Genomic DNA, 23,629 nt, shown 5'->3' with positions numbered 1-23,629 from the left:
GGGCGGGCTCGGTCAGGGGCGCGACGGTGGCCGCGCGACAGCGGGCCACGACGACCGTTCAGGACGGCGGGTGTGGCAGCGGTGCTGGCACCGGCCTAGGACAGCGTCCTCCCACGGCGCGCTACGAGGGGGCTCCGGCGCGGTCCGGTCTGCCGGCGGCCTCGTACTCGCGGGCGAGGCGGTCGACGAGCTCGTCGACGGTCGGGATCTCGCGGACCCCGGAGACCGAGTGGCCGGCGCTCCAGACCTCGGTCCAGCGACGCGGGCCGAGGCCGCCGTGGCCGTAGAGGGCGTCGGCGTCGGCCGGGGTGACCGTCTCGTCGAGGGCGGCCGGGTCGAGGCCCGCGGCGCGGATGGCGGGGGCGAGCATGCTGCTGGGCAGGCCGGTGAACGCCCGGGTCAGGACGACGTCGTCGAGCGTGCTGTCGACGCACATCCGCTTGTACTCGGGTGCCGCCATGCTCTCCTGGGTGGCGAGGAACGCGGTGCCCAGGTAGCCGAGGTCGGCGCCCAGGGTACGGGCGGCGGCGAGGGCGGTCCCGTCACCGATCCCACCCGCGAGCACGACCGGGCCGGCGAAGAAGCCGCGCACGGCCCGGACGAACGCGAAGGGGTTCATCCAGCCGGTCTGCCCGCCCGCGCCCGCGGCGAGCAGGACCAGCCCGTCCGCCCCGGCTGCGGCGGCCCGCTCGGCGTGGCGCAGGGTCGCGACGTCGGCCAGCACGAGCGCGCCGACGTCGTGCAGCGGGCCGAGGATCGGCGCCGGCGACCCGACGCTCGCGATCACCAGCTCGACCCGGTGCCGCACCAGCACCGCGAGGTCCTCGGCGAGGCGCGGCGAACGCATGATCAGGTTCGGCGCGCAGGGTGCGGCGGCCGGGCCGGACCGTGCGCCGATCTCGGCCAGCCACCGGTCGAGCTCGTCGGCGCTGCGGGCGTTGGCGGTGGGGAAGCCGCCCACGACGCCCGCCTCGCACGCCGCCACCACCAGGTCCGGGCCGGAGACCCGCAGCATCGGCGCGGCGATCACGGGCAGGCGCAGCCGTTGCGCGATCCGCGCGGGCAGGCCGGTCGGTTCCGGCACGCATCCTCCTGATGGTCGGCGGCGGGTCCGTCCGCGATTATCGAGCGTTCGGCGGGCCGAACCGAGGGGCCGACGGGGTGACGCGGGCGCTCACGGACCCCACGGGTCGTCCTCCGGGTAGTCCGGCTCCGGCGGCTCGTCCAGCGGCCGGTCCTCCTCGGGCGGGCCCGCCGCCGGGGGAGTGGAGCCGGCAGTGGGACCCGTGGCGCCCCCGTCGGCGCCCGCGACGGCCGCCAGCACCCCCGCCCCGTACTTCGCGAGCTTGTTCTCGCCCACCCCGCTGACCGTGCCGAGGGCGGCGGGGGAGGAGGGGGCGAGTGCGGCGATCGCGCGCAGCGTGGCGTCGTGGAAGATCACGTAGGCGGGGACGCCCTGCTCCTTGGCCGTCGCGGCCCGCCAGGCCCGGAGCCGCTCGAACACCGGCGCCGCCGCGGCGGGCAGGTCCGCCGCCGGGGCCGTGGCGCGCGAGGACCGCCGGGTGCGCGTGCGCTCGGGGTCCTTGCGCAGCATCACCTGGCGCTCGCCCTTGAGCACCGCCGAGCTGCCCTCCGTGAGCTGCAGCGTGTTGTAGGCCCCACCGACCTCGACCAGCCCGCGCGCCAGCAGCTGCCGGACGACGCCGCGCCACTCCTGCTCGGACAGCTCGGTACCGATGCCGAAGGTGGACAGCTCGTCGTGCCGGGACTGCTCGACCTTCGCCGTGCGCTTGCCGACCAGGATGTCGACGACCTGCCCGGCCCCGAAGCTCTGGTTCCGCTCGCGCTTGAGCCGCCACACCGTGGACAGCAGCTTCTGGGCCGGCACCGTGCCGTCCCACGACTCCGCCGGGGTGAGGCAGGTGTCGCAGTTGCCGCACGGCTCGGCCTTCTCCGAGAAGTAGGCGAGCAGCTGCACCCGCCGGCACTCGACGGTCTCGCACAGCGCGAGCATCGCGTCGAGGTGCTGGGCGAGGCGGCGCTTGTGGGCCTGGTCGCCCTCCGAGTCGTCGATCATCTTGCGCTGCTGCACCACGTCGGCCAGCCCGTACGCGAGCCAGGCCGTGGACGGCAGCCCGTCCCGGCCGGCGCGGCCGGTCTCCTGGTAGTAGCCCTCGACCGACTTGGGCAGGTCGAGGTGGGCGACGAACCGGACGTCCGGTTTGTCGATCCCCATCCCGAACGCGATGGTCGCGCACATGACCAGGCCCTCCTCGCGGAGGAACCGGGCCTGGTGCTCGCGGCGGACCCCGGCGTCGAGTCCGGCGTGGTAGGGCAGCGCCGGAATGCCCTGCGCGGCGAGGAACTCCGCGGTCTGCTCCACCGACTTGCGGGACAGGCAGTAGACGATGCCGGAGTCGCCGGCGTGCTCGGTGCGGAGGAGATCGAGCAGCTGCCGGCGCGGTTCGGCCTTCGGCACGATCCGGTACTGGATGTTGGGCCGGTCGAAGCTCGCGACGACCTGCTTGGCGCCGGTGAGATCGAGCCGCTCGGCGATCTCCGCGCGGGTGTGCTCGGTGGCCGTGGCGGTGAGCGCGATGCGCGGCACGGCGGGCCAGCGCCGGTGCAGCTCCGAGAGCATGAGGTAGTCCGGCCGGAAGTCGTGGCCCCACTGCGCCACGCAGTGCGCCTCGTCGATCGCGAACAGCGCGATGCCGCCCTGGCCCGCCAGTCGGTCCAGCAGGTCGACCGTCGACCCGACGCGCAGCCGCTCCGGGGCGAGGTAGAGCAGGTCCAGCTCGCCGGCGAGCAGGGCCCGCTCGGTGTCCCGGCGCTCCTCCGGGCTCTGGGTGGAGTTGAGGAACCCGGCGTCGACCCCGAGGGTGCGCAGCGCGTCGACCTGGTCCTGCATGAGCGCGATCAACGGCGAGATCACCACGCCCGTGCCCGGCCGGACCAGCGCCGGGACCTGGTAGCACAGCGACTTGCCGCCGCCCGTGGGCATGAGGACCAGGGCGTCGCCCCCCGCGCAGACGTGCTCCACGACCTCCTGCTGCGGCCCCCGGAACGCCTCGTAGCCGAAGACGCGGTGGAGCACCTCGAGCGCGGGGGCGGGGGGAGCGGTCACGGCGCGATCGTAAAGGCCGGCACCGACGGTCCGGGACCGGCACGCGAAGGGTCCCGACGGCGAGCGGGGGCCGAGGCGTCGTGCCAGAGTCGGTCCATGAGCGATCAGCGCGGCGCCGACCTCCTCACCGGCGACTTCTTCGGCTACGGGTCCCTGCTCACCGACGACGAGCAGAAGGTCGTCGGGCGCGTCCGGGAGTTCTGCCGGACCGAGATCGCCCCGATCGCCCAGGACGCCTGGAGCCGGGCCGAGTTCCCGCGCGACATCGTCTCGAAGTTCGCGGAGCTCGACATCGCCGCGCTGCCCTACGACGGGCTCGACGGACCCGCCGCGCGCCGGCTGCTGATCGGGTTCGTCTCCCTCGAGCTGGCCCACGCCGACGCCTCGCTGAACAGCTTCTTCGGCATCCACAACGGCCTGGCGATGGGCAGCATCGACCTCTGCGGATCCGACGAGCAGCGCGAGCGCTGGCTCCCCGCGATGGCGCGGATGGAGCAGATCGGCGCCTTCGGCCTCACCGAGCCGCACGGCGGGTCCGACGTCGCGCAGGGCCTGGAGACGACCGCCCGTCGGGAGGGCGACAGCTGGGTGCTCAACGGCGAGAAGCGCTGGATCGGCAACGCCACCTTCGCCGACCTCGTCGTGATCTGGGCGCGGGACGAGGGCGACGGCGCGGTCAAGGGCTTCGTCGTGCACAAGGACAACCCCGGCATGACCACCACCAAGATCGAGAACAAGATCGCACTGCGCACCGTGCAGAACGCCGACATCGTGCTGACCGACTGCCGGGTCCCGGAGGAGGACCGGCTGCAGCGCGCGAACTCGTTCAAGGACACCAACGGCGTGCTGCGCCGCACGCGCGGTGGCGTGGCCTGGGGCGCCACCGGCACGATGATCGGCGCCTACGAGGCGGCGCTCGCCTACAGCAAGGAGCGCGAGCAGTTCGGCCGGCCCATCGCCGGGTTCCAGCTGGTCCAGGACTCGCTGGTGCGGATGCTGGGCAACATCACCGCCTCGCTGGGCATGTGCGTGCGGCTGGCCGAGATGCAGGACGCGGGCGAGGCGCGCGACGAGCACGCCGCCCTGGCCAAGGAGTACACGACCACCGCGATGCGCGAGAGCGTGGCGCTGGCGCGACAGGTCGTCGGCGGCAACGGGGTGGTGCTCGACTACGGCGTCGCCAAGTTCTTCGCCGACGCCGAGGCCCTCTACTCCTTCGAGGGCACCCGCGAGATCAACACCCTGGTCGTCGGCCGGGCGATCACGGGCCACTCCGCCTTCGTGAGGTGAGGCCGCACTATGGAACCATGACGCGGCACTCGACGGGTCCCGACCGCGTTATGGAACCATAACGCGAATTCGGCCCGCTCCTGCGCGCGTTATGGTTCCATAACGCGGTTCTCGACGACTCCCGAGCGCGTCATGGAACCCTACTGCGACTTCGGGCGGGGGTCAGCGGAGGGAGTCCTGCCAGGCCGCGTGGAGGTCGGCGAAGTCGCCGCCCGACGCCAGGAGCTCGCCCGGCGTGCCGTCCTGGACGATCCGGCCCCCGCCCATCACCAGCACCCGGTCGGCGATCGCGACCGTCGAGAGCCGGTGGGCGATGATCAGCGCCGTGCGGTCCGCCAGCACCGTCTCCAGCGCGGCCTGCACCGCCCGTTCGGACGGGATGTCGAGGCTGGAGGTGGCCTCGTCGAGCAGCACGACCGCCGGGTCGGCCAGGACGACGCGCGCCAGCGAGACCAGCTGCCGCTGCCCGGCCGAGAGCCGCCCCCCGCGCTTGCGCACGTCGGTGTCGAGCCCCTCCGGCAGGTCGTGCGCGAAGCCCGCCCCGACGGCCTCGACGGCGGCGGCGATCTCCGCACGCGAGGCGCCGGGCCGTCCCATGGCGACGTTGTCCGCCAGCGAACCGGAGAACAGGAACGGCTCCTGCGTGACCATGACGAGCGCCCGCCGCAGGTCGGCGTCGGCGAGGTCGCGCAGGTCCACGCCGTCGAGCAGCACGGCGCCGCTGACCGGGTCGTGGAACCGGGCGGCAAGCTTGGCGAGTGTCGTCTTGCCCGCCCCGGTCTCGCCGACCAGCGCGACCGTCTGCCCGGCCGGCACGGTCAGCGAGAACTCCGGCAGCACGACCCGCTCGGGCGCCCGCGGATAGGCGAAGGTCACGCGGTCGAAGGCCAGCGCGCCGCGCACCGGGACGGGCAGGGCCCGCGGGTGCGCCGGCTCCGGCACCCCGATCGGCGTCTCCAGCACCGAAGCCAGCTTCTCCAGGGCCGCGGCCGCCGACTGGTAGGCGTTCATGAACTGGGCCAGCTGGTCGAGCGGGTCGTAGAAGCGCCGCAGGTAGAGGAGGAACGCCGTGAGCGCCCCCAGCTCCAGCGCCCCGGAGGTGACCCGCAGCGCGCCGAGCAGCAGCACCAGCGCCAGGGTCAGGTTCCCGACGGCCCGCACGCAGGCCACGAACCAGGACAGCGTGAGCAGGGCGTCGGCGTTGGCGTCGCGGTACCGGTGGTTCAGCTGCTCCATGATCGACTCGTTGCGCGCCTCGCGGCGGTAGGCCTGCACCGCGCGCATCCCGTTCATGGACTCGACGAACTGGACGATCACGCGCGCCACCCAGGTGCGGGTGAGCCGGTAGCTCGCCCGCGAACGGCGCTGGAACCAGCGGGTCAGCAGCGCCAACGGCGCGAACCCGGCCAGCACCACGCCCGCAAGCACCGGGTCGATCAGCAGGAGCAGCACGGTGATGCCGGCGAGCGAGAGCAGCGCGCCCAGCAGGCCGTCGAGCCCCTGCTGCAGCAGGTCGTCGATCGACTCCAGGTCGCTGGTCAGCCGGGAGATCAGCCGCCCGGAGGTGTACGACTCGTGCCACTCGAGGGCGAGCCGCTGCGCTTGCCGGAACACCCGCCGGCGCAGCTCCAGCAGCACGTCCTGCCCGATCCGGCCGGAGAGCAGCAGGAAGGCCGCCCGCAGCCCCGACGACGCGAGCCCGCACGCCGCGTACCCGGCGACGGACCACGCCAGCGGGGCCGGGCGGCCGTCGAGCGCCGCCGGGACGCCGGTGTCCACGGCCAGCGCCACGAGCAGCGGCCCCGTGAGCATCACCGCGTTCTCGACGACCAGGATCAGCAGCGCGAGCGCCACGGCCGGGCGACGGGGCCGCAGCAGGTCGGCGACCAGGCGGCGGGCGCTGCGGGCCAGCCGCAGCCCGGCGGCCCGGGTGACCTCCTCGCTGTCGTCGCCGACGCCGCGCCAGTCCAGGTCGACGTCCGTCGTCCCGGCGCTCATGCCGCACCCACCCGTTCGGCGTCGGGGCTGCTCAGCAGGTCCCGGTAGGTCGCGTTGCGGGCCAGCAGCTCACGGTGCGTGCCGACCGCGGTCACCCGGCCGTCCTCCAGCAGCGCGACCCGGTCGGCCAGCTGCACGGTCGACGGGCGGTGGGCCACCACCAGCGCCGTCACCCCGCCGAGCACGCTGCGCAGGGCGGCCTCCACCTCGGCCTCGGTGTGCACGTCGAGGGCGGAGAGGGGGTCGTCGAGCACCAGGACGGGCGGGCGGCCGAGCACGGCGCGGGCCAGGGCGAGCCGCTGACGCTGCCCGCCGGACAGCGACAGCCCCTGCTCGCCGATCCGCGTCGCGAGGCCCCAGGGCAGCGCCTCGACGAACCCGGCGGCGCCCGCGACCCGCAGGGCCTCCCACACGTCCGCGTCGCTCGCGTCGGGCAGGCCGAGGGCCACGTTCTCCCGCACGCTCGCCGAGATCAGCACGGGGTCCTCGAAGGCCGTCGCGACGGCCGTGCGCAGGTCCGCGAGCCGCAGCCGCCGGACGTCGACGCCGTCCAGCAGCACCGCGCCGCCGGTGACGTCGGCCAGCCGGCCGACCAGCGAGGTCAGCACGGTCTTGCCCGCGCCGGTGGCGCCGACCAGGGCCATCGTCTCGCCGGGCTCGACGACGAGGTCGACGCCGCGCAGCACGTCGGCCTCGGCCCCCTCGTGCCGGAACCGGACCGCGCGGAACTCGACGCGGCCGCGGACCGGGCCGAGGTCCACGGGGTCCGGCGGGTCCACGATCGCCGGTGCGACGTCGCGGACCTCCCAGTACCGGCGGGTCGCGGCCGCGGCGTTCCCGGCCTCGGTGAGCAGCCACCCGAGCGACGCGATCGGCCAGTACAGATACGTCATGATCGTCACGGCGGCGACCAGCGTGCCGACGGTCAACGCGCCCGTCGCCACGCCCCATGCACTGATCGCGAGGATGATCGCGATCGCGGCCTCGGGCAGCAGCACGAGCACGCACCACAGCGCCGCCTGCAACCGCACCTTCCGCAGCTCCGTGCGGCGCAGGCCGCGGGCGCCGGCGACGAACCGCTCGGTGATCTGCCGGCCCCGGCCCAGCGCGCGCAGCACGCGGACGCCGAGCGCCGACTCCTCCACCACCGTCGCGAGGTCCCCGTCCTGGTCCTGCGCCAGCCGCGCCACCACGGCGTAGCGGCGCACGAGCCGCAGGGTCAGGGCCACCAGCGGCACCGCGACGACCAGCACCGCCACCCCGAGCAGCCACGACAGGGCCCCGAGGATCGCGATGCCGACCAGCGCGGTGATCGTGTTGACCACGAGGAAGACCCCGGCGAACGCCAGGAACCGGCGGATCGTGGAGAGGTCCTGCACCGCACGGGAGAGCAGCTGGCCGGAGGGCCAGCCGTCGTGGAAGGCGATCGGCAACCGTTGCAGGTGTGAGTAGAGGTCGGCGCGCATGTCCGCCTCGATGCGGGTGGTCGGGCGCGCGACAATGCGACGGCGGACGAGCAGCAGCACGGCCTCGGCCAGTCCCAGGGCGAGGACGCCGCCGACCAGCCAGGGCAGCGGAGAGAGGTCGCCGCGGGCGATCGGCCCGTCGACGATCCGGCGGGTGACCAGCGGGATCACCAGGGCCGCGAGGGTCGCGGCGAGCGCCGCCGCCCCCGAGCCGAGGAGGGCGCGGCGGTGCGGCCGGACGTAGGGGGCGAGGCGGCGCAGCGCGGCCAGGGTCGCCGCGGGCCGGATCACGGCCCCGGACGGCTCGGTCGTGGGAGGGTCCTGCGCCTGCGCGGTGTCGGGATCAGCAGGCATGGTTTCGTCCACGCTACGAACCCGCCGTGCCGCGCGCATCCGAGTTCCGCCGGGTTCGCCGTGGGCGGACCCGGTGCGCGTCGTCCCCGCCCTTGTGTCGATCACCACCCGACCGTGCGACCTGAACCGCGGTCGAGGTCAAGTGGCGCGGGTGTCGGCGGCCGCCCGGTGTAGTAGACCTGTGCGCAGGAGGGGTGACCCCAGCGGAAGGACCAGCGTGGACCTGAAGATCGGTTACAAGGCCTCGGCGGAGCAGTTCGGGCCCCGTGACCTGGTGGAGTACGCCGTGCGGGCCGAGGAGGTGGGCCTGGACAGCGTGTGGGTGTCGGACCACTTCCTGCCGTGGCGGCACGAGGGCGGCCACGCCCCGTCGGCGCTGACCTGGATGGCGGCGGTGGGGGAGCGCACCCGGCGGGTGCAGATCGGCACGAGCGTGACCACGCCGACGTTCCGCTACAACCCTGCCGTGATGGCGCAGACCTTCGCCACCATGGCGCTGCTCTACGACGACCGGATCATCCTCGGCGCGGGCACCGGCGAGGCGCTCAACGAGATCGCGGTGTCGGGCCGGGAGTGGCCGGAGTTCAAGGAGCGCTTCGCCCGGCTGCGCGAGGCGATCCGGCTGATGCGGGCGCTGTGGACCGAGGACAACGTCAACTTCGAGGGCGACTACTACACGCTCGTCAACGCCAAGATCTACGACCGGCCGGAGAAGCCGGTGCCGGTCTACATCGCCGCCGGTGGGCCGGTGGTGGCGCGCTACGCGGGGCGCTCCGGCGAGGGCTTCATCTGCACCTCGGGCAAGGGCATGGACCTCTACACCGAGAAGCTGGTCCCGGCGGTCAAGGAGGGCGCGGAGAAGGAGTCCCGGTCCTTCGACGACATCGACCGCACGATCGAGATCAAGCTCTCCTACGACCGCGACCCGGACGCCGCGCTCGAGAACACCCGCTTCTGGGCGCCGCTGTCGCTGACCGCCGAGCAGAAGCACACGGTGGACTCCGCGGAGGAGATGGAGCGCCTCGCCGACGAGCTGCCCATCGAGCAGGTCGCCAAGCGCTGGATCGTGGCCAGCGACCCGGACGAGGCGGTCGCGCAGATCAAGCCCTACCTCGACGCCGGGCTCAACCACCTGGTCTTCCACGGTCCGGGCCACGACCAGGAGCGCTTCCTCACCCAGTTCGCCGAGGACGTCGTCCCGAAGCTGCGCGCGCTGGCCTGAGGCCGGTGTCGGCCGCCTCACCCGGGGCGATCGTTCCCTCCGGTCAGCGCTGACCGTTAGTCTGCCGGGTCGACGGGGACGCGCCCCGGGTGAGGAGCGGTGGGATGAGCGGTGCGAGCGGGAGCCCGGTGGTGGTGCAGGACGGCCGGGTGCTGCGGTGCCGGGTGACGGCGGGCAAGGCCGGCGCGCTCGACGGCCCGGCCATGGCCGAGGTCGCCGCGGCGCTGCGCGGGCTCGGCACGGCCGAGGAGGCGGCCGAGCGGGGTATCGGCGCGGTCCGGCTCGCGCACGACGGCGGCAACTTCTGCGCGGGCGGCGACGTCCGGTCGTTCGCGGCCGCGGAGGACCGCGGCGCGTTCGTGCGCGAGGTCGCCGACCTGTTCCACGAGATGCTCGAGGCGTACGTCCGCTGCGCCGTCCCGACGGTGGCCGGCGTCCAGGGCTGGGCCGCCGGCGCGGGCATGAGCCTGGTGCTCGCCACGGACGTGGTGGTCGTCGGCACCTCCACGCGGATCCGGCCCGCCTACCCGGCGATCGGGTTCTCGCCCGACGGCGGCATGAGCTGGACGCTGCCGCGGATCGTCGGGCTCGGCCGCGCCCGGCACATCCTGCTGACCGACCAGGTGCTCTCCGCCGAGGACATGCTGTCCCTGGGCGTCGCGTCCGTGCTGGTCGAGGACACCGAGCTGGCCGCCGAGGCCGAGGCCACGGCGTACCGCCTGGCCCAGGGCCCCACGGCCGCACTGGGCCGGATCAAGCGGCTCCTGGCCGGGACCTTCGACCACGACCTGCGGACCCACCTGGACGCGGAGGCCGCGTCGATCTCGGCCAGCGCCGCCGGACCCGAGGGCGCCGAGGGCCTCACCGCGTTCGGGGAGAAGCGGGCGCCCCGCTTCCACGGCTGACCCGGTCCGGCCACGCGGCGGCGGTCCCTGTTTGCCGGGCGCGCCCTCGGGGGATACCAGGCGAGGCGACCGGACCCGGTGCGCCACACCGTCGATCTCCCCGGGGGCACTCCGCTCGTGAACGCGTACGGCCCGCAGCGCGGCGTCCCGGCTGCACCGACGGCGCACCCGACGGCGGGACACGCCGCGGCCGGCCGCAGGCCGGGCCGCGCGGTACCGGACGAGCTGCGCATCGTCCGCACGGCGGTGGCGGACGAGCTCTCCGGCATCCGCAGCGCCGTCTCCCGGTGGGGCAGGTGCGCCGGGCTGTCCGCCGACGTCCTCGTCGACCTGCTGCTCGCGGTCGGGGAGGCGGCGGCCAACGCCGTCGACCACGCCTACCGCGGCGGACCGCCCGGTCCCGTCGAGGTCGACGTGCAACTACGCCGGCGCCGCTCGGGCAGCGTGATCGCCGCGCGGATCTCCGACCAGGGGCGTTGGCGGCCCACCTCCGCCGGCGTCGCCCGGGATCGCGGCCGCGGGCTGCCGATGATCCGGGCCCTGGCCGCGCGCCTCGACGTGATGGCCACCGGCCGGGGCACCGAGGTGTGTCTGGAGCTGGCGATCCCGGACTGAACCGGGCCGCGGCCGAGAACGCCGGAACCCCGGCCGCGGGGCGACCGGGGTTCCGGAGGGACAGTCGGGACGGGTGCGCTCAGCGGCCGGGCACCGAACCGCCGGAGACCAGCCGGCGCGGGGCACCGGGCGAGGCCGGGCGCGCGGCCCGCAGCCCGGGCAGGACCACCGCCGAGCGCTGCACCGGGCGGCGGAACCCGCCCATCCCGGGCCGCATCGGCCAGGCGCCGGCGAACGGGAACAGGCTCTCGAGGCCCGCGCTCTCCGGGCCGACGCTGGTGCGCAGCAGCTCCTGGAACGCGTCGTACTGCGCGACCGCCTCGACGACGTCGCCCTTGGCCAGCAGCGCCTCGATCAGGGTCCGGCGCGCGCTCTCCCGGCTGGGGGCGGCGGTCACGGCGATCTCGGCGATCTCCACGGCGTCGGCGAACAGGCCGGCCGCGGTGAGCTTGAGGGAGACCTCCTCGAGCGCGGCGAGCCGGAGCTGGCGGAAACGTTCGCGCTCGACGGCGATCCACGGGGAGGTCCAGGCCGGCAGGATGTCCTCGGCCAGCAGGTCGACCGCGGGACGGTCGGTGAGGCGGCCACCGCCGTTGAAGGCGCGGACCAGCAGCATCGCGTCGGACAGGTCGACCTCGACCTCGTCGGCCAGGGCCAGCGGGGCGGCCTCGTCGCCCGGGTCGCCCACGAGCAGGCCCGGTACGTCGATGCCGCCCACCGCCTCGGCGAGCAGCCGGTGTGCGGACTCGGCGGGTACGCCCGGCCAGAGGTCGGCGGCGAGGCCGGCGCGCGGCTGCGGCCGGCGGTGCACGGCCAGGTACGCGACGACGCGGCGGGAGTCCACACTCAACGGCACGGTGGTGCCGTCCGAGGTGAGACCGAAGGAACCGAGCACCGTGATGCGGTGGCCCGGACACTCGGAGAGGGATCGGCGGTGACCGTCAGACATGGTTATCCCGACTGTGGTGGTACTCGACTGGTGACCCGTGGGCACGCCTCGTGGGCTCCGTGCCGCCGAACAGTGTTCTCCCGACGACCCGGATTGCCAAGAGGCTGTTTCGTCACAGTTACGATCTGCACGTACCCAATTGACAAACCGCAGGTACAGCCCAAGTGATGACGCCCGGGAGCGATCTTAACGCGGCCTTCGCCGCCCCCGGTCAGGGGGTCGCGTGCAGCCGGACGTGCGTTCCTCCCGGGTCCTGCCAGACGTGCAGCAGGTCGCACAGCTGGCGCGCGATCCAGACCCCGCGCCCGCGGGGTTCCGCCGGGTGCGGTGCGGTGAGTCCGGGGAGGGGTTCGTCGAGCTCGCCGGTGTCGTGCACCTCGCAGACCAACCCGCCCGCGGTCGCCCACAGCTGGATCTCCGCCTGCGGCGCCCCGTGCTCGACGGCGTTCGTGGCGATCTCGTTCACGGCCAGCACCAGGTCCTCGGAGCGCACCGGGTCGAAGCCCAGCGCCGGCGCGAGCCGCGCGACCATCCGGCGGACCTCGTGCAGCTGCCAGGAGTTGTACCGGTAGGTGACGTCCGGCGGGCCCAGGACCAGCGGCGCCGCCCGCTCCCGCCCGCGCAGGACCTCCAGCGGGCAGCGGTGCTCCGGGTTGGCCGTCAGCGCGCCCTCCGCGCGCACGTACGGGTGGTTGGCGCGGGCGCCCTCGAGCACCTCGAGGTGCAGCGGCCACGCGGGGTAGAGGCAGACGAGCTCCACCGGCAGGTCCGCCAGCGAGACGTTGAGCGCGGCGTCGAGCTCGGTCCAGTAGCCGCCGTCGACGCCGTCGTGCGCCGGGTCGTGCCCGCACAGCACCGTGGCGCCGGCGTCGCTCTGCACCAGCGAGCGCAGCTCGCGGGCCCAGGACGCGGCGGTGGTCTGCCCGGAGCCGCCGGAGGCCCCGTACGGCGCCGTCAGGGCGACGACACCGGCGTGCCCCACCGCGTCGAACACGGCCTTCTCGACCAGCGGCGGCACCGCCACCGCCAGCTGCTCGCCGCGGCGCACGGTGGCCCGGGCGAAGGCGACGGCGCGCGCGAGCTGGTCCGCGGGCCCGTCGTGGAACTCCACGGCGTGCCGCAGCCGGGTGTGCGCGGGGACGCGGGACTCGACCTTCATCAGGGCGCCCCCTCGGTCGCGGGCTCACGGCGGGGACCGTCGTCGGGGACGTCGGCCGAGCGGTCCTCGGGCGTGTCGTCCCGCCCTGCCCCGTGGGGACCTGCCCCGTGCGGACCTGCCCCGTGCGGACCCGTCCCGCCCGGACCCGGTCCCGGGGCCGGGTCCGCCGCGGCGAGGCGGCGCTCGCGCGCACCGTGCGGCCCGTCCGCCGGCTCGGGCAGCCGGGTCGGGGGCTGCCGGGCCTCGCGGACCACCAGCTGGGTCGCGAACGGCGCCCCGCACCGGTCGAGCACCCGCTGCACGGCCGGCCGGACGTCGCCGAGCACCAGGCGGTGGCTGCTCGGGAACTCCTCGGCGGCGTGCACCAGGGCGACCGCCCCGGCGACGTCGAGGAACCGCAACGAGGCCAGGTTGAGCTCGATGTCCGTGGGCGCGTCGGCCGAGCGCAGCGCCCGGTCGAGGGTGTCGGTGATCAGCTTGTGGATCACCGGGCGGTTGCTGTGGTCGGCCTCGCCGGCCAGGCGTACCGCCGTGACCCCGGTCTGCGTGATCCGCAGCAGCCCGTCGTCGTAGGCGGCGGGGGCGCTGAGCTCCTCGCGGTGCGCCGCCCGCATCCGCTCGATCTGGTCCTGGCTGTAGTGCCCGTGGTCGTAGAGGCACAGGGCGGCGAACCGGCGCTCGCGGACGACGTCGTCGAGGGCGGCGTCGTAGGTCGTCATCGGGATGCCCGCGGGGGCGTCGGCGCCGTAGCTCATCTGCCCGGTCATCCGGAAGCCCGACCAGCCCTGGGCGACCGAGCCGTCGACGTAGGAGTGGAGGAGGGCGCGGACGTCGGCGACGGGGGAGCGGAAGGCCCCGCGCGTGACGTCCGCGGGCACGACCTGCAGCTGGCCGCTGCGGAGCGTGGCGGCGACCGGCACCCGGTCCTCGGTCAGCCGCTCCAGCACCCGCTCGGAGGTGCCGTCGTCGAAGTAGACGACCTTCTCGTTGCGGCGCAGCCCGCCGGAGAGGAACTGCGCCGTGAGCTCCCAGAGCTGCTCGTCGCTGACCGGCACGGCGCAGGCGTGGTCGCCGGACGCCAGATCCTCTGCCGCTCGCACGCTCATGTCTCTCGCTCGCTGCTCGTGACCAGATCACCACCCTACGGGCGCGCCCGAGGGTCACCCGTCACACCGCCGGGGGTACCCGCGCCGAACCGACACGACACCGCGGCGAACGGCGGGATCGGCGGTCAAGATCAGGGGACGAGCGGCGGGACCTGGGCGGCGACCAGGTGCGGGCCGGGCTCGGCGGCGGCCCGGCGCAGCGCGTCGGCCAGTTCCTCGGCCGTCGACGCCCGCACCGCGGGCACCCCCATCCCGGTGGCGAGGGCGACGAAGTCCAGCCGCGGCGAGCCGAGGTCCAGCAGCGACCGGGCCGGCGAGTCCGCGGGCAGGGACGCGCCGACGCCGAGCAGCTCGCCCCGCAGGATCGCGTAGGCGCCGTTGTCGTAGACGACCGTGGTGATGTCGAGGTTCTCCCGCGCGTGGGTCCAGAGCGCGGAGATCGTGTACATCGCGCTGCCGTCGGCCTGCAGGCACCAGACGGGCCGGTCGGGACACGCGACGGCCGCGCCCGTCGCCGCGGGCAGGCCGAACCCGATGGCCCCACCGGTCAGGGTGAGCCAGTCGTGCCGCGCCGACCCGGCCGTGGCCTCCGGCAGGCCCGCGCCGGAGGTGACCGACTCGTCGACCACGATCGCGCCCTCGGGCAGCAGCGCCCCCACGACCTCGGCGGCCGACTGCACGGTCAACGGGCCCGTCGGCAGCGCGGGCGGAGCGGCCTCGGCGCGCGGCACGTCGGTGACGGCCCCGGCGACCAGGTCCGCCAGCGCCTCCAGCGCCACGGTCCCGGCCGCCCCGACGTCGGTGACGCGGTGGACGGTGGCACCCTCCGGCACCAGGTCGCCGCGCTTGCCGGGGTAGCCGAAGAAGGTCACGGGCGAGGCGGCCCCGGCGAGCACGAGGTGCGCGGTCCCCTCGAGCTGCTTGCGGGCGACGTCGCCCGAATAGGCCAGCCGGGAGATCGGCGGGGCACCCGCGCCGCGCTCCATCCGGGTCGGGAAGCACTCGGCCAGCACCCGGGCCCCGGTGGCGGCCGCGATCCGGTGCGCCGCGACCAGTCCGCGCTCGCGCAGGCCGGTGCCGCCGACGAGCAGGGTGCACGGCTCGCCGGACCAGAGCGCCTTGGCCGCGGACTCCAGGCCGTCGGCGTCGAGGGTGCCGCGGCCGGGGGCGGCCGGCGGCGCGACGGTGCCCGGCTCGAGCCCGGCGGCCGAGCTCCAGGCGACGTCGGCGGGCACGAGCAGCGTCGAGACGGCGGGCGGCGGACCGCAGGCCGCGGCCACGGCGTCGGCGGTGTCCCGGCCCAGGTCCGCGGTCGAGAGGCTGCGGTGCACCCGCGCCGAGACCGTCCCGGCCAGCGCGTCGACGTCCGACTCCAGCGGGGCGTCGAGCGGCTTGTGGTCCAGCGCATGGTCGCCGACGACGTTGACCACCGGCGTGCCGGCCCGCCGCGCGTTGTGCAGGTTGGCCGTGCCGTTGGCGAGGCCGGGCCCGAGGTGCAGCAGCGTGGCCGCCGGCTTGTCCGCCATCCGGGCGTAGCCGTCCGCGGCGCCGGTGGCGACGCCCTCGAACAGGGTCAGCACCGCGCGCATCCGGGGCTCGGCGTCGAGCGCCGCGACCAGGTGCATCTCGGACGTGCCGGGGTTGGCGAAGCAGACGTCGACGCCGGCGTCGACGAGGGTGCGCAGCAGCACCTGCGCACCCGTGCGCTCTTCCGTGGTCCGTGCGGCCGGGTCGGGTCCTGTCTCGGGTCCTGCCATGCCGCGACGCTACCCGGCGGTGGTCACCGCAACCTCGGTGTGCGGGTTGCCCTTGATCGTCTGCAGCACCACGCAGTACCGCTCGGTCAGTTCGACCAGGCTCGCGACCTGGTCGTCGTCGGCCGTCGTGTCGAGCGCGAAGGACAGGCGGACGTCGCGGAACCCGACCGGCGCCTCCTTGTCGACGCCGAGGGTGCCGCGGAAGTCCAGGTCGCCCTCGGCGCGCACGGTGCCGGAGACCTCGAGGCCCATCGACGTCGCCACGGCCCGCAGGGTGACCCCGGCACAGGCGACCAGCGCCTCGAGGAGCATGTCGCCGGAGCAGAGCTGGGTGCCGTCGCCACCGGTGGCGGGGTGCAGACCGGCCTCGGCCAGCGCGGTCGCGGTCCGTACCCGGCAGGCGACGCCGGTGCCGTCGAGCTCGCCGTCGGCGTGGAGGGTGACCACGGCGGACTCCGGGTCCTCCCTGTACTGCTTCTTCAGCGGGGCCTGCACGTCTCGCAGCCGGGTGGCGTCCATGGGGCCATCGTCGCCCGCCGGGGCGCCGATCTCCACCGGTACCCTCCCCGTCGTGACAGGGGTGATCCGGCAGGAGCGGGTGCTCACCGTCCCCAACCTGCTCAGCGTGCTGCGGCTCGCCGGGGTCCCGCTGTTCCTGTGGCTGCTGCTCGGCCCGCGGGCGGACGGGTGGGCGATCCTCGTCCTCGCCGTCGGCGGGGTGACGGACTGGGCCGACGGCAAGCTCGCCCGGCTGCTGGACCAGTACTCACGCCTCGGCGAGCTCCTCGACCCGGCCGTCGACCGGCTCTACATCCTCTCCGCTCTGGTCGCGCTGGGTGTCCGCGAGGTGGTGCCGTGGTGGGTCGTCGGGGTGCTCGTGGCCCGCGACCTCGTGCTCGGGCTGTGCGTGTCGGTGCTGCGCCGCAACGGTTACGGCCCGTTCCCGGTCGTCTACCTCGGCAAGGCGGCCACGTTCCTGCTGCTCTACGCCTTCCCGCTGCTCCTGCTGGGCACCCGGACGGGGTTCTGGGGCGAGCTCGCGCGGCCGTTCGGGTACGCCTTCGCCGCCTGGGGCGTGGCCCTCTACCTGTGGTCCGGCCTGCTGTACTTCGCGCAGTTCGTCCTCGCGATGCGCGCAGGACCGGTCCGCGCCGAGGGATCACGACCCGAGGGCTAGGCTGCGCTGCGTGACTGCCGAGCAGACCGCCACGCCGGACGACCTGCGGTACACCGAGGCCCACGAGTGGGTCCGGGTCCTCGACGGGAACCGGGTCAGGGTCGGCATCACCGACCACGCCCAGGAGCAGCTCGGCGACGTCGTCTTCGTGCAGCTCCCGACGGTGGGGGACCGTTTCGCCCAGGGCGACGCGCTCGGCGAGGTCGAGTCGACCAAGTCCGTGTCGGACATCTACGCCCCGCTCGCGGGCGAGGTCACGGCCGTCAACCAGGCGCTGGAGGACAGCCCGGAGCTGATCAACTCGGCGGCGTACGGCGAGGGCTGGATCGTCGAGCTGGAGCTCGGCGAGGACGCCGCCGGCGCCGTCGCGGGACTGCTCGACGCCGCGGCCTACCGGCAGCTCGTCGACGGCGCCTAGCGCCGTCCCCCGGCCCCCGCGCACCGCCCCGGCACGATAGGTTCGGCGGGTCGTGCCGCGGCGGCCCGCACGACAGCAAGCCCCTGCGGCGCCCGAGCGGCGCCACCGGGACCGCACCACGCAGGAGGAGACCCCGAGGTGACCACGAACGACGGGCCCGGCGTTCCGCCGGAGCGTTCCCCGGAGACCACGTCGGTCTTCCGGGCGGACTTCCTGGCCGACGTCGAGCCGCCCGCCCAGGAGCAGCCGGTCTCGGGGGTCGACGCACTGCCGCCCGGCTCGGCCCTGCTGGTCGTGCGCCGCGGACCGAACGCCGGATCGCGTTTCCTGCTGGACCGGCCGACCACGAGCGCGGGCCGGCACCCGGACAGCGACATCTTCCTCGACGACGTCACGGTGTCCCGCCGGCACGCGGAGTTCCGCCGCGACTCGGGCGAGTTCGTCGTCGTCGACGTCGGCAGCCTCAACGGGACCTACGTGAACCGGGAGCCCGTCGACACGGCGGTCCTGGCCAACGGCGACGAGGTCCAGATCGGCAAGTTCCGGCTCGTCTTCCTCACCGGGCCCGAGCCCGGGGCGGAGGGCTGACCGGGCGCGGAGGCGTTGCGGGGCGGAAAAGTCGCCGCCGACGCCCGTCCGGAGGCGCGCGAAGCACGGGTCGCGCGTGTAGCGTCGAGGATGTCGGACCCCAGGGTGAGGAGGCGGGCGCATGAGCGAGATGCGCGTCGTGGGAGTCAGGGTCGAACTGCCCGCCAACCAGCCCATCCTCCTGTTGCGGGAGACGCAGGGCGACCGCTACCTGCCGATCTGGATCGGCTCGGTGGAGGCCACCGCGATCGCGCTGGAGCAGCAGGGGGTCAAGCCTGCCCGTCCGTTGACCCACGACCTGTTGAAGGACGTGATCGGCGCGCTCGGGCGGCGGCTGGAACAGGTGCGGATCACCGATCTTCAGGAAGGCACGTTCTACGCCGAGCTGATCTTCGACGGCGGGATCACGGTGTCCGCGCGGCCGAGTGACTCGGTGGCGCTCGCGCTCCGCATCGGGGTGCCGATCCACGCCGACGAGAGCGTGCTCTCCGAGGCCGGGCTGGTCATCCCGGACGAGCAGGAGGACGAGGTCGAGAAGTTCCGCGAGTTCCTCGACTCCGTATCCCCGGAGGACTTCCGGGGCGCCCAGCCGGGCTGAGGGTCCGTCCGGGTGCGGGTTGATCGCCGACACGCCCGGATGAGCAGGTCGTACGGCGGCGTGGCGCGTTGACCGTCGGCGTCCGCGCGCTTACCGTCGGCTCCGTCAACAGGTGAGTGGGTCGTCGGGACAGGAGGTCCCGGCCGGCGGAGGGAGTGCCGTGGACGGGTCGTCGTCCGACGGGCCCGAGCAGGGCGAGCTCTTCCCGGACCCGCTGGTCGGAGAGGGCCTCGACGGCCTGCCGGACCAGCTCGTCGGGTTCCGTGGTCCCACCGCCTGCCAGGTCGTCGGGATCACCTACCGGCAGCTGGACTACTGGGCCCGCACCGGGCTCGTCGTCCCGTCGATCCGCGGGGCCGCGGGCTCCGGGTCGCAGCGGCTGTACTCGTTCAAGGACGTCCTGGTCCTCAAGGTCGTCAAGCGCCTGCTCGACGCCGGGGTCTCCCTGCAGAACATCCGGGTCGCGGTCGAGCACCTGCGCCGGCGCGGGATAAGAGATCTCGCTCAGATCACCCTCTTCTCCGACGGCACCACGGTCTACGAGTGCACCTCGCCCGAGGAGGTCGTCGACCTGCTGCAGGGCGGCCAGGGCGTGTTCGGGATCGCGGTCTCCGGCGCGATGCGCGAGATCAGCGGCTCGATCAAGGACTTCCCGGTCGAGCGCGCGGACGGCGGTTCGGTCGACGAGGCGCCCGAGGACGAGCTCTCCCGTCGCCGCGCCCGCCGCGCCATCAGCTGACGCCTCGGGCGCGTACTGCGGTCCTGGCCGCTCATGCGGCGAGTCCGGGGGATCCCGGCGCGGCTCCTCGGGTGGAACCACGGGATCCGGCGCTAGGCTGGGTGGGCAGTCGCCGAACCCGCGCGGGAGAGACCCGGTCGCACGTGGACCGGGCGCCGAAGGAGCAACTCCTCCCCGGAACCTCTCAGGCACCCGAGACCGCGCGGGCGAGACGCCTCTGGAAAGCGACGCCGGCCACCGGGCCGGCGTCCGCCGACGGGGAAAGCCCGGCTCCGGCCGGGTGAATCTCTCAGGCACCCGGGTACCCGGGTGGGGACAGAGGGGGAGGGCAGCACGACCGGCATGCCGTCCTGCCCACCGCCCGAAAGGTCGTCCTCGTGACCGACGCGCCGCCCGTACCGTCGAGCACCACCACCACCGCCGACCCCGCGCCGCAGCGGGGCCCCTCGCTGGCCGAGCTCGAGGCGGGGGTGCCCTTCGCCGACCGGCACGTCGGGCCCCGGCCCGCCGAGCTGGACCGGATGCTCGCCGCGATCGGCGTCGGCTCGCTGGAGGAGCTGGCCGACCGCGCCCTGCCGCCCAGCATCCGGGACACCGGCGAGGTGCCGACGAGCATCCCGGCGCCCGCCTCGGAGACGGCGATGCTGGCCGAGCTGCGTGGGCTGGCCGACCGCAACACCGTGACGGTGCCGATGATCGGGCTCGGCTACGCGGGCACGGTCACGCCGCCGGTGGTCCGCCGGCACGTGCTGGAGAACCCGGCCTGGTACACGGCCTACACGCCCTACCAGCCGGAGATCAGCCAGGGTCGGCTGGAGGCCCTGCTGGCCTTCCAGACCATGGTGGCCGATCTCACCGGCCTGCCCGTGGCCGGGGCGTCGCTGCTCGACGAGGCCACCGCCGCCGCCGAGGCGATGACGCTGCTGCGGCGGGCGGGCAAGGCGAGGAGCCCCCGGTTCGTGGTCGACGCCGACACCCTGCCGCAGACGATCGACGTGCTGCGGACGCGCGCCGAACCGCTGGGCATCGAGCTCGTGGTCGCCGACCTGGCGGCGGGCCTGCCCGAGGGCGAGCTGTTCGGCCTGCTGCTCTCCTACCCGGGCGCGTCCGGCCGCGTCGCCGACCCGCGGGCGCTGATCGAGGCCGTGCACGCCCGCGGCGGTCTGGTCGCCGTGGCCGCGGACCTGCTCGGGCTCACCCTGCTCACCCCGCCCGGCGAGCTCGGGGCCGACGCGGCGGTGGGCACCACCCAGCGGTTCGGCGTCCCGCTCGGGTTCGGCGGACCGCACGCCGGCTACCTGTCGGTGCGCCAGCAGTTCGCGCGCCAGCTGCCGGGCCGGCTGGTCGGCGTGTCCCGGGACGCCGACGGCAACCCCGCGCTGCGGCTCGCCCTCCAGACCCGCGAGCAGCACATCCGGCGGGAGAAGGCGACGTCGAACATCTGCACGGCGCAGGTGCTGCTCGCCGTCGTCGCCGCCTGCTACGCGATCTACCACGGCCCCGACGGGCTGACCCGCATCGCCCGGCGCACCCACCGGATGGCCGCGGTCCTCGCGGCCGGGCTGCGCGCCGGCGGTGTGGACGTCGCGCACGGAGCGTTCTTCGACACCGTGGTGGCGCAGGTACCGGGGCGCACCGCGGAGATCGCCGACGCCCTGCACGCGGCCGGGATCTCGGTGCGCCGGATCTCCGCCGACGAGCTGGGCCTGGCCTGCTCGGAGCTGACCACGACCGCGCACCTGCGCACGCTCTGGGAGGCCTTCGGCGTCCAGGCCGACGTCGCCGAGCTCGACGCCGCGACCGCCGACGCCCTGCCCGCGGACCTGCGGCGGGAGTCGGAGTTCCTCACCCACCCGACCTTCCACGCGCACCGCTCGGAGACCGCGCTCATGCGCTGGCTGCGCCGCCTCGCCGACGCCGACCTCGCCCTCGACCGCACGATGATCCCGCTGGGCTCCTGCACGATGAAGCTCAACGCGACCGCGGAGATGGAGCCGATCACCTGGCCGGAGTTCGCGGAGCTGCACCCCTTCGCCCCCGAGCGGGACTCCGCGGGGACCCGGGAGATGATCACGCAGCTCGAGCGCTGGCTCGCCGAGCTGACCGGCTACGCCGCGGTGTCGGTGCAGCCCAACGCGGGCAGCCAGGGCGAGCTCGCCGGACTGCTGGCCATCGCGGCCTACCACCGCTCCCGCGGGGAGGCCGAGCGGAACGTCTGCCTGATCCCGTCGAGCGCGCACGGCACCAACGCGGCGTCGGCGGTCATGGCCGGGATGCGGGTGGTCGTGGTGGCCACCGACGCGGCGGGCAACGTCGACCTCGCCGACCTGCGCGCCAGGATCGCCGAGCACGGAGCCGCGCTCGCGGCGCTGATGATCACCTACCCGTCGACCCACGGCGTGTACGAGGCCGAGGTCCGGGACGTCTGCGCCGCGGTGCACGAGGCCGGCGGCCAGGTCTACGTCGACGGGGCCAACCTGAACGCCCTGCTCGGGCTGGCCAGGCCGGGTGCGTTCGGCGGCGACGTCAGCCACCTCAACCTGCACAAGACCTTCTGCATCCCGCACGGCGGCGGCGGTCCGGGCGTCGGGCCGGTGGCCGTCGCCGAGCACCTGGTGCCGTTCCTGCCCGGCCGCGGCTCCGGGGAGCACGCCGTCGGCCCGGTGTCGGCGGCCCCGTACGGCAGCCCCGGCGTGCTGCCGATCTCCTGGGCGTACATCCGCATGATGGGCGTCGAGGGCCTGCGCCGGGCCACCCTGACCGCGGTCGCGGCGGCGAACTACGTGGCCGTCCGGCTGGGGGAGCACTACCCGGTGCTGTACGCGGGCCGCGAGGGCGCGGTCGCGCACGAGTGCATCCTCGACCTGCGCGGGATCACCAAGGAGTCCGGGGTGACGGTCGACGACGTCGCCAAGCGGCTGGCCGACTACGGCCTGCACGCGCCGACGATGTCCTTCCCGGTCGCCGGCACGCTGATGGTGGAGCCGACCGAGAGCGAGGACCTCGCGGAGATCGACCGGTTCGTCGACGCCATGATCGGCATCCGGGACGAGATCCGTCGCGTGCAGGCGGGGGAGTGGCCGGTCGACGACAACCCGCTGCGCGGGGCGCCGCACACCGCCGCCTGCCTGGTGGACAAGTGGGACCACCCGTACCCGCGCGATCTCGCCGCCTACCCCACGGGCGCGACGCCGGGCGTGCACGACCGCAAGGTGTGGCCACCGGTCCGGCGCATCGACCAGGCGCACGGGGACCGCAACCTGGTCTGCTCCTGCCCGCCGATCGAGGCCTACAGCTCATGAGGCCGTCCGGCGGTCAGCCGGGCCGCGGGTTCGGTGAGGGCGGCGCACAGGGCGAGGAGGCGGTCGCGGAGCGGGGCGGCGCGCTCCGCGAACGCCTGCTGCGCCCGCGCGTACTCGGTGCGGCCCTCGGGCGTCTCGATCCGCACCGGCGCGTAGCCGCGGTCGGCGAGGTCGTAGGGGCTGGCGCGCATGTCGAGCTCGCGGACCTCGGCGGCCAACGCGAAGCAGTCGCCCAGCAGCTCCGCCGGCGTGGCCGGGAGCAGCTTGTACGCCCACTTGTAGAGGTCCATGGTCGCGTGCAGGCACCCGGGCTGCTCCAGCCCGACCTGGTCCTCGCGCCGCGGCTGCAGCCGGTTGAGGGGGCGCGCGGCGGGGGTGAAGAAGCGGAACGCGTCGTGGTGGGTGCAGGTCACCGGCAGCGACTCGACGACCTCGTCGGTGCCGGCCGGGCCGAGCCGCAGCGGCACGCCGCCGTGCCGGGGCCGGTCCGTTCGGTAGACCATCGCCCACTCGTGCAGGCCGAAGCAGCCGTAGCGGGCGGGGCGCGCGGCCGTGGCCGAGACGAGCCCGCGGACGAACCCGGCCGTGCGGCGCAGGCGGTCCGGCAGGAGCGCCGGATCGAGGACGACGCCGGCGCCGTCGGGCCGGTAGCCCGGCCGCCCGGTGAACCCACCGTCCGCGCCCAGCAGCCGCACCCCCGGGCCGGGCTGCCACTGCTCGAGCTGGGCGGGCCGCAGCGAGTAGTAGGTGAACAGGAAGTCCTGCACCGGATGCGGTTCGCGGCGGCGCCGGCGCTCGCGGTGCGGGAGCGTCCAGTGCTCCATCCGGCTGCGGTGGGCGGCCGCCCGGGCCCGCCACG

At 74.7% G+C, this 23,629-nt stretch carries 20 protein-coding genes and 1 riboswitch; of the genes, 10 read left to right on the top strand and 10 right to left on the bottom strand.

Annotated elements, in window-relative coordinates; translation table 11 throughout:
• Nucleotides 1-121 precede the first annotated feature (121 nt).
• Both LWC35_RS05045 and recQ read right to left on the bottom strand, forming a co-directional pair.
• On the bottom strand, nucleotides 122-1,084 hold the full coding sequence (locus LWC35_RS05045; protein ID WP_232868688.1) for an NAD(P)H-dependent flavin oxidoreductase: 963 nt from the start codon (nucleotides 1,082-1,084) through the stop codon (nucleotides 122-124).
• 90 nt (nucleotides 1,085-1,174) lie between these two features.
• On the bottom strand, nucleotides 1,175-3,127 hold the full coding sequence (gene recQ, locus LWC35_RS05040) for a DNA helicase RecQ (protein ID WP_232868687.1): 1,953 nt from the start codon (nucleotides 3,125-3,127) through the stop codon (nucleotides 1,175-1,177).
• Between the two features lie 96 nt (nucleotides 3,128-3,223).
• Between recQ and LWC35_RS05035 the strand changes: the two genes are divergently transcribed.
• The gene (locus LWC35_RS05035) at nucleotides 3,224-4,417 is read left to right on the top strand and encodes an acyl-CoA dehydrogenase family protein (RefSeq protein ID WP_232868686.1); all 1,194 of its coding nucleotides are present in this window, start codon (nucleotides 3,224-3,226) and stop codon (nucleotides 4,415-4,417) included.
• A gap of 162 nt (nucleotides 4,418-4,579) precedes the next feature.
• On the opposite strand, the gene LWC35_RS05030 is transcribed toward LWC35_RS05035, so the two are convergent.
• Both LWC35_RS05030 and LWC35_RS05025 read right to left on the bottom strand, forming a co-directional pair.
• The gene (locus LWC35_RS05030) at nucleotides 4,580-6,415 is read right to left on the bottom strand and encodes an ABC transporter ATP-binding protein (RefSeq protein WP_232868685.1); all 1,836 of its coding nucleotides are present in this window, start codon (nucleotides 6,413-6,415) and stop codon (nucleotides 4,580-4,582) included.
• A complete protein-coding gene (locus LWC35_RS05025; RefSeq protein ID WP_232868684.1) occupies nucleotides 6,412-8,235 on the bottom strand; it encodes an ABC transporter ATP-binding protein in 1,824 nt (607 codons plus the stop codon). The genes LWC35_RS05030 and LWC35_RS05025 overlap by 4 nt, the downstream gene beginning before the upstream one ends.
• 217 nt (nucleotides 8,236-8,452) lie before the next feature.
• Here LWC35_RS05025 and fgd point away from each other — a divergent pair, with 217 nt between their 5' ends.
• The 3 genes from fgd to LWC35_RS05010 all read left to right on the top strand — a co-directional run bounded on the left by fgd (nucleotide 8,453) and on the right by LWC35_RS05010 (nucleotide 10,977).
• Nucleotides 8,453-9,457, top strand: a complete 1,005-nt coding sequence (fgd, locus tag LWC35_RS05020; RefSeq protein ID WP_232868683.1) for a glucose-6-phosphate dehydrogenase (coenzyme-F420) — start codon at nucleotides 8,453-8,455, stop codon at nucleotides 9,455-9,457.
• Between the two features lie 104 nt (nucleotides 9,458-9,561).
• Entirely contained in the window at nucleotides 9,562-10,362 is an 801-nt protein-coding gene (locus tag LWC35_RS05015) for an enoyl-CoA hydratase/isomerase family protein (RefSeq protein WP_232868682.1), read from the top strand.
• Between the two features lie 117 nt (nucleotides 10,363-10,479).
• Nucleotides 10,480-10,977, top strand: coding sequence for an ATP-binding protein (locus LWC35_RS05010; protein WP_232868681.1), 498 nt, complete (start codon nucleotides 10,480-10,482; stop codon nucleotides 10,975-10,977).
• A 79-nt stretch (nucleotides 10,978-11,056) separates the two neighbouring features.
• Here the strand turns inward: LWC35_RS05010 and LWC35_RS05005 are convergent, their stop codons facing one another.
• The 5 genes from LWC35_RS05005 to LWC35_RS04985 all read right to left on the bottom strand — a co-directional run bounded on the left by LWC35_RS05005 (nucleotide 11,057) and on the right by LWC35_RS04985 (nucleotide 16,467).
• Nucleotides 11,057-11,872 carry an AfsR/SARP family transcriptional regulator gene (locus LWC35_RS05005; protein ID WP_232868680.1) on the bottom strand — a complete coding sequence of 272 codons (816 nt, stop codon included), beginning with the start codon at nucleotides 11,870-11,872 and terminating at the stop codon, nucleotides 11,057-11,059.
• Between the two features lie 265 nt (nucleotides 11,873-12,137).
• Nucleotides 12,138-13,085, bottom strand: a complete 948-nt coding sequence (locus LWC35_RS05000) for an ATP-binding protein (RefSeq protein WP_232868679.1) — start codon at nucleotides 13,083-13,085, stop codon at nucleotides 12,138-12,140.
• Nucleotides 13,085-14,191: an MEDS domain-containing protein gene (locus tag LWC35_RS04995; RefSeq protein ID WP_232868678.1), complete on the bottom strand. Its 1,107-nt coding sequence runs from the start codon at nucleotides 14,189-14,191 to the stop codon at nucleotides 13,085-13,087. Before LWC35_RS04995 ends, LWC35_RS05000 begins: the two co-directional genes overlap by 1 nt.
• Before the next feature lie 131 nt (nucleotides 14,192-14,322).
• The gene (locus LWC35_RS04990; RefSeq protein ID WP_232868677.1) at nucleotides 14,323-15,948 is read right to left on the bottom strand and encodes an acetolactate synthase large subunit; all 1,626 of its coding nucleotides are present in this window, start codon (nucleotides 15,946-15,948) and stop codon (nucleotides 14,323-14,325) included.
• Between the two features lie 9 nt (nucleotides 15,949-15,957).
• Nucleotides 15,958-16,467 (bottom strand): OsmC family protein, encoded by a 510-nt coding sequence (locus LWC35_RS04985; RefSeq protein ID WP_232868676.1) that lies wholly within the window; start codon nucleotides 16,465-16,467, stop codon nucleotides 15,958-15,960.
• A gap of 52 nt (nucleotides 16,468-16,519) precedes the next feature.
• Between LWC35_RS04985 and clsA the strand changes: the two genes are divergently transcribed.
• From clsA to gcvP, 6 genes are all read left to right on the top strand, one after another.
• Nucleotides 16,520-17,125 (top strand): cardiolipin synthase ClsA, encoded by a 606-nt coding sequence (gene clsA / locus LWC35_RS04980; protein WP_232868675.1) that lies wholly within the window; start codon nucleotides 16,520-16,522, stop codon nucleotides 17,123-17,125.
• A 10-nt stretch (nucleotides 17,126-17,135) separates the two neighbouring features.
• Nucleotides 17,136-17,543 (top strand): glycine cleavage system protein GcvH, encoded by a 408-nt coding sequence (gene gcvH / locus LWC35_RS04975; RefSeq protein WP_232868674.1) that lies wholly within the window; start codon nucleotides 17,136-17,138, stop codon nucleotides 17,541-17,543.
• Between the two features lie 138 nt (nucleotides 17,544-17,681).
• On the top strand, nucleotides 17,682-18,131 hold the full coding sequence (gene garA / locus LWC35_RS04970) for a glycogen accumulation regulator GarA (RefSeq protein WP_037038971.1): 450 nt from the start codon (nucleotides 17,682-17,684) through the stop codon (nucleotides 18,129-18,131).
• 121 nt (nucleotides 18,132-18,252) lie between these two features.
• Nucleotides 18,253-18,729, top strand: coding sequence for a bifunctional nuclease family protein (locus LWC35_RS04965; RefSeq protein WP_037038968.1), 477 nt, complete (start codon nucleotides 18,253-18,255; stop codon nucleotides 18,727-18,729).
• A 160-nt stretch (nucleotides 18,730-18,889) separates the two neighbouring features.
• Nucleotides 18,890-19,468 carry a MerR family transcriptional regulator gene (locus LWC35_RS04960; protein WP_372462991.1) on the top strand — a complete coding sequence of 193 codons (579 nt, stop codon included), beginning with the start codon at nucleotides 18,890-18,892 and terminating at the stop codon, nucleotides 19,466-19,468.
• A 113-nt stretch (nucleotides 19,469-19,581) separates the two neighbouring features.
• Nucleotides 19,582-19,679, top strand: a riboswitch (glycine riboswitch).
• Nucleotides 19,680-19,917: 238 nt separating this feature from the next.
• Nucleotides 19,918-22,770, top strand: coding sequence for an aminomethyl-transferring glycine dehydrogenase (gene gcvP, locus LWC35_RS04955; RefSeq protein WP_232868746.1), 2,853 nt, complete (start codon nucleotides 19,918-19,920; stop codon nucleotides 22,768-22,770).
• On the opposite strand, the gene LWC35_RS04950 is transcribed toward gcvP, so the two are convergent.
• On the bottom strand, nucleotides 22,758-23,594 hold the full coding sequence (locus LWC35_RS04950; protein ID WP_232868745.1) for a 3-methyladenine DNA glycosylase: 837 nt from the start codon (nucleotides 23,592-23,594) through the stop codon (nucleotides 22,758-22,760). The two genes, gcvP and LWC35_RS04950, sit on opposite strands and share 13 nt — an antisense overlap.
• Nucleotides 23,595-23,629: the final 35 nt, after the last annotated feature.

Source organism: Pseudonocardia kujensis (assembly GCF_021283305.1).
GTDB classification, from domain to species: Bacteria; Actinomycetota; Actinomycetes; order Mycobacteriales; family Pseudonocardiaceae; genus Pseudonocardia; species Pseudonocardia kujensis.
This window is presented reverse-complemented; position numbering and strand designations above follow the sequence as displayed.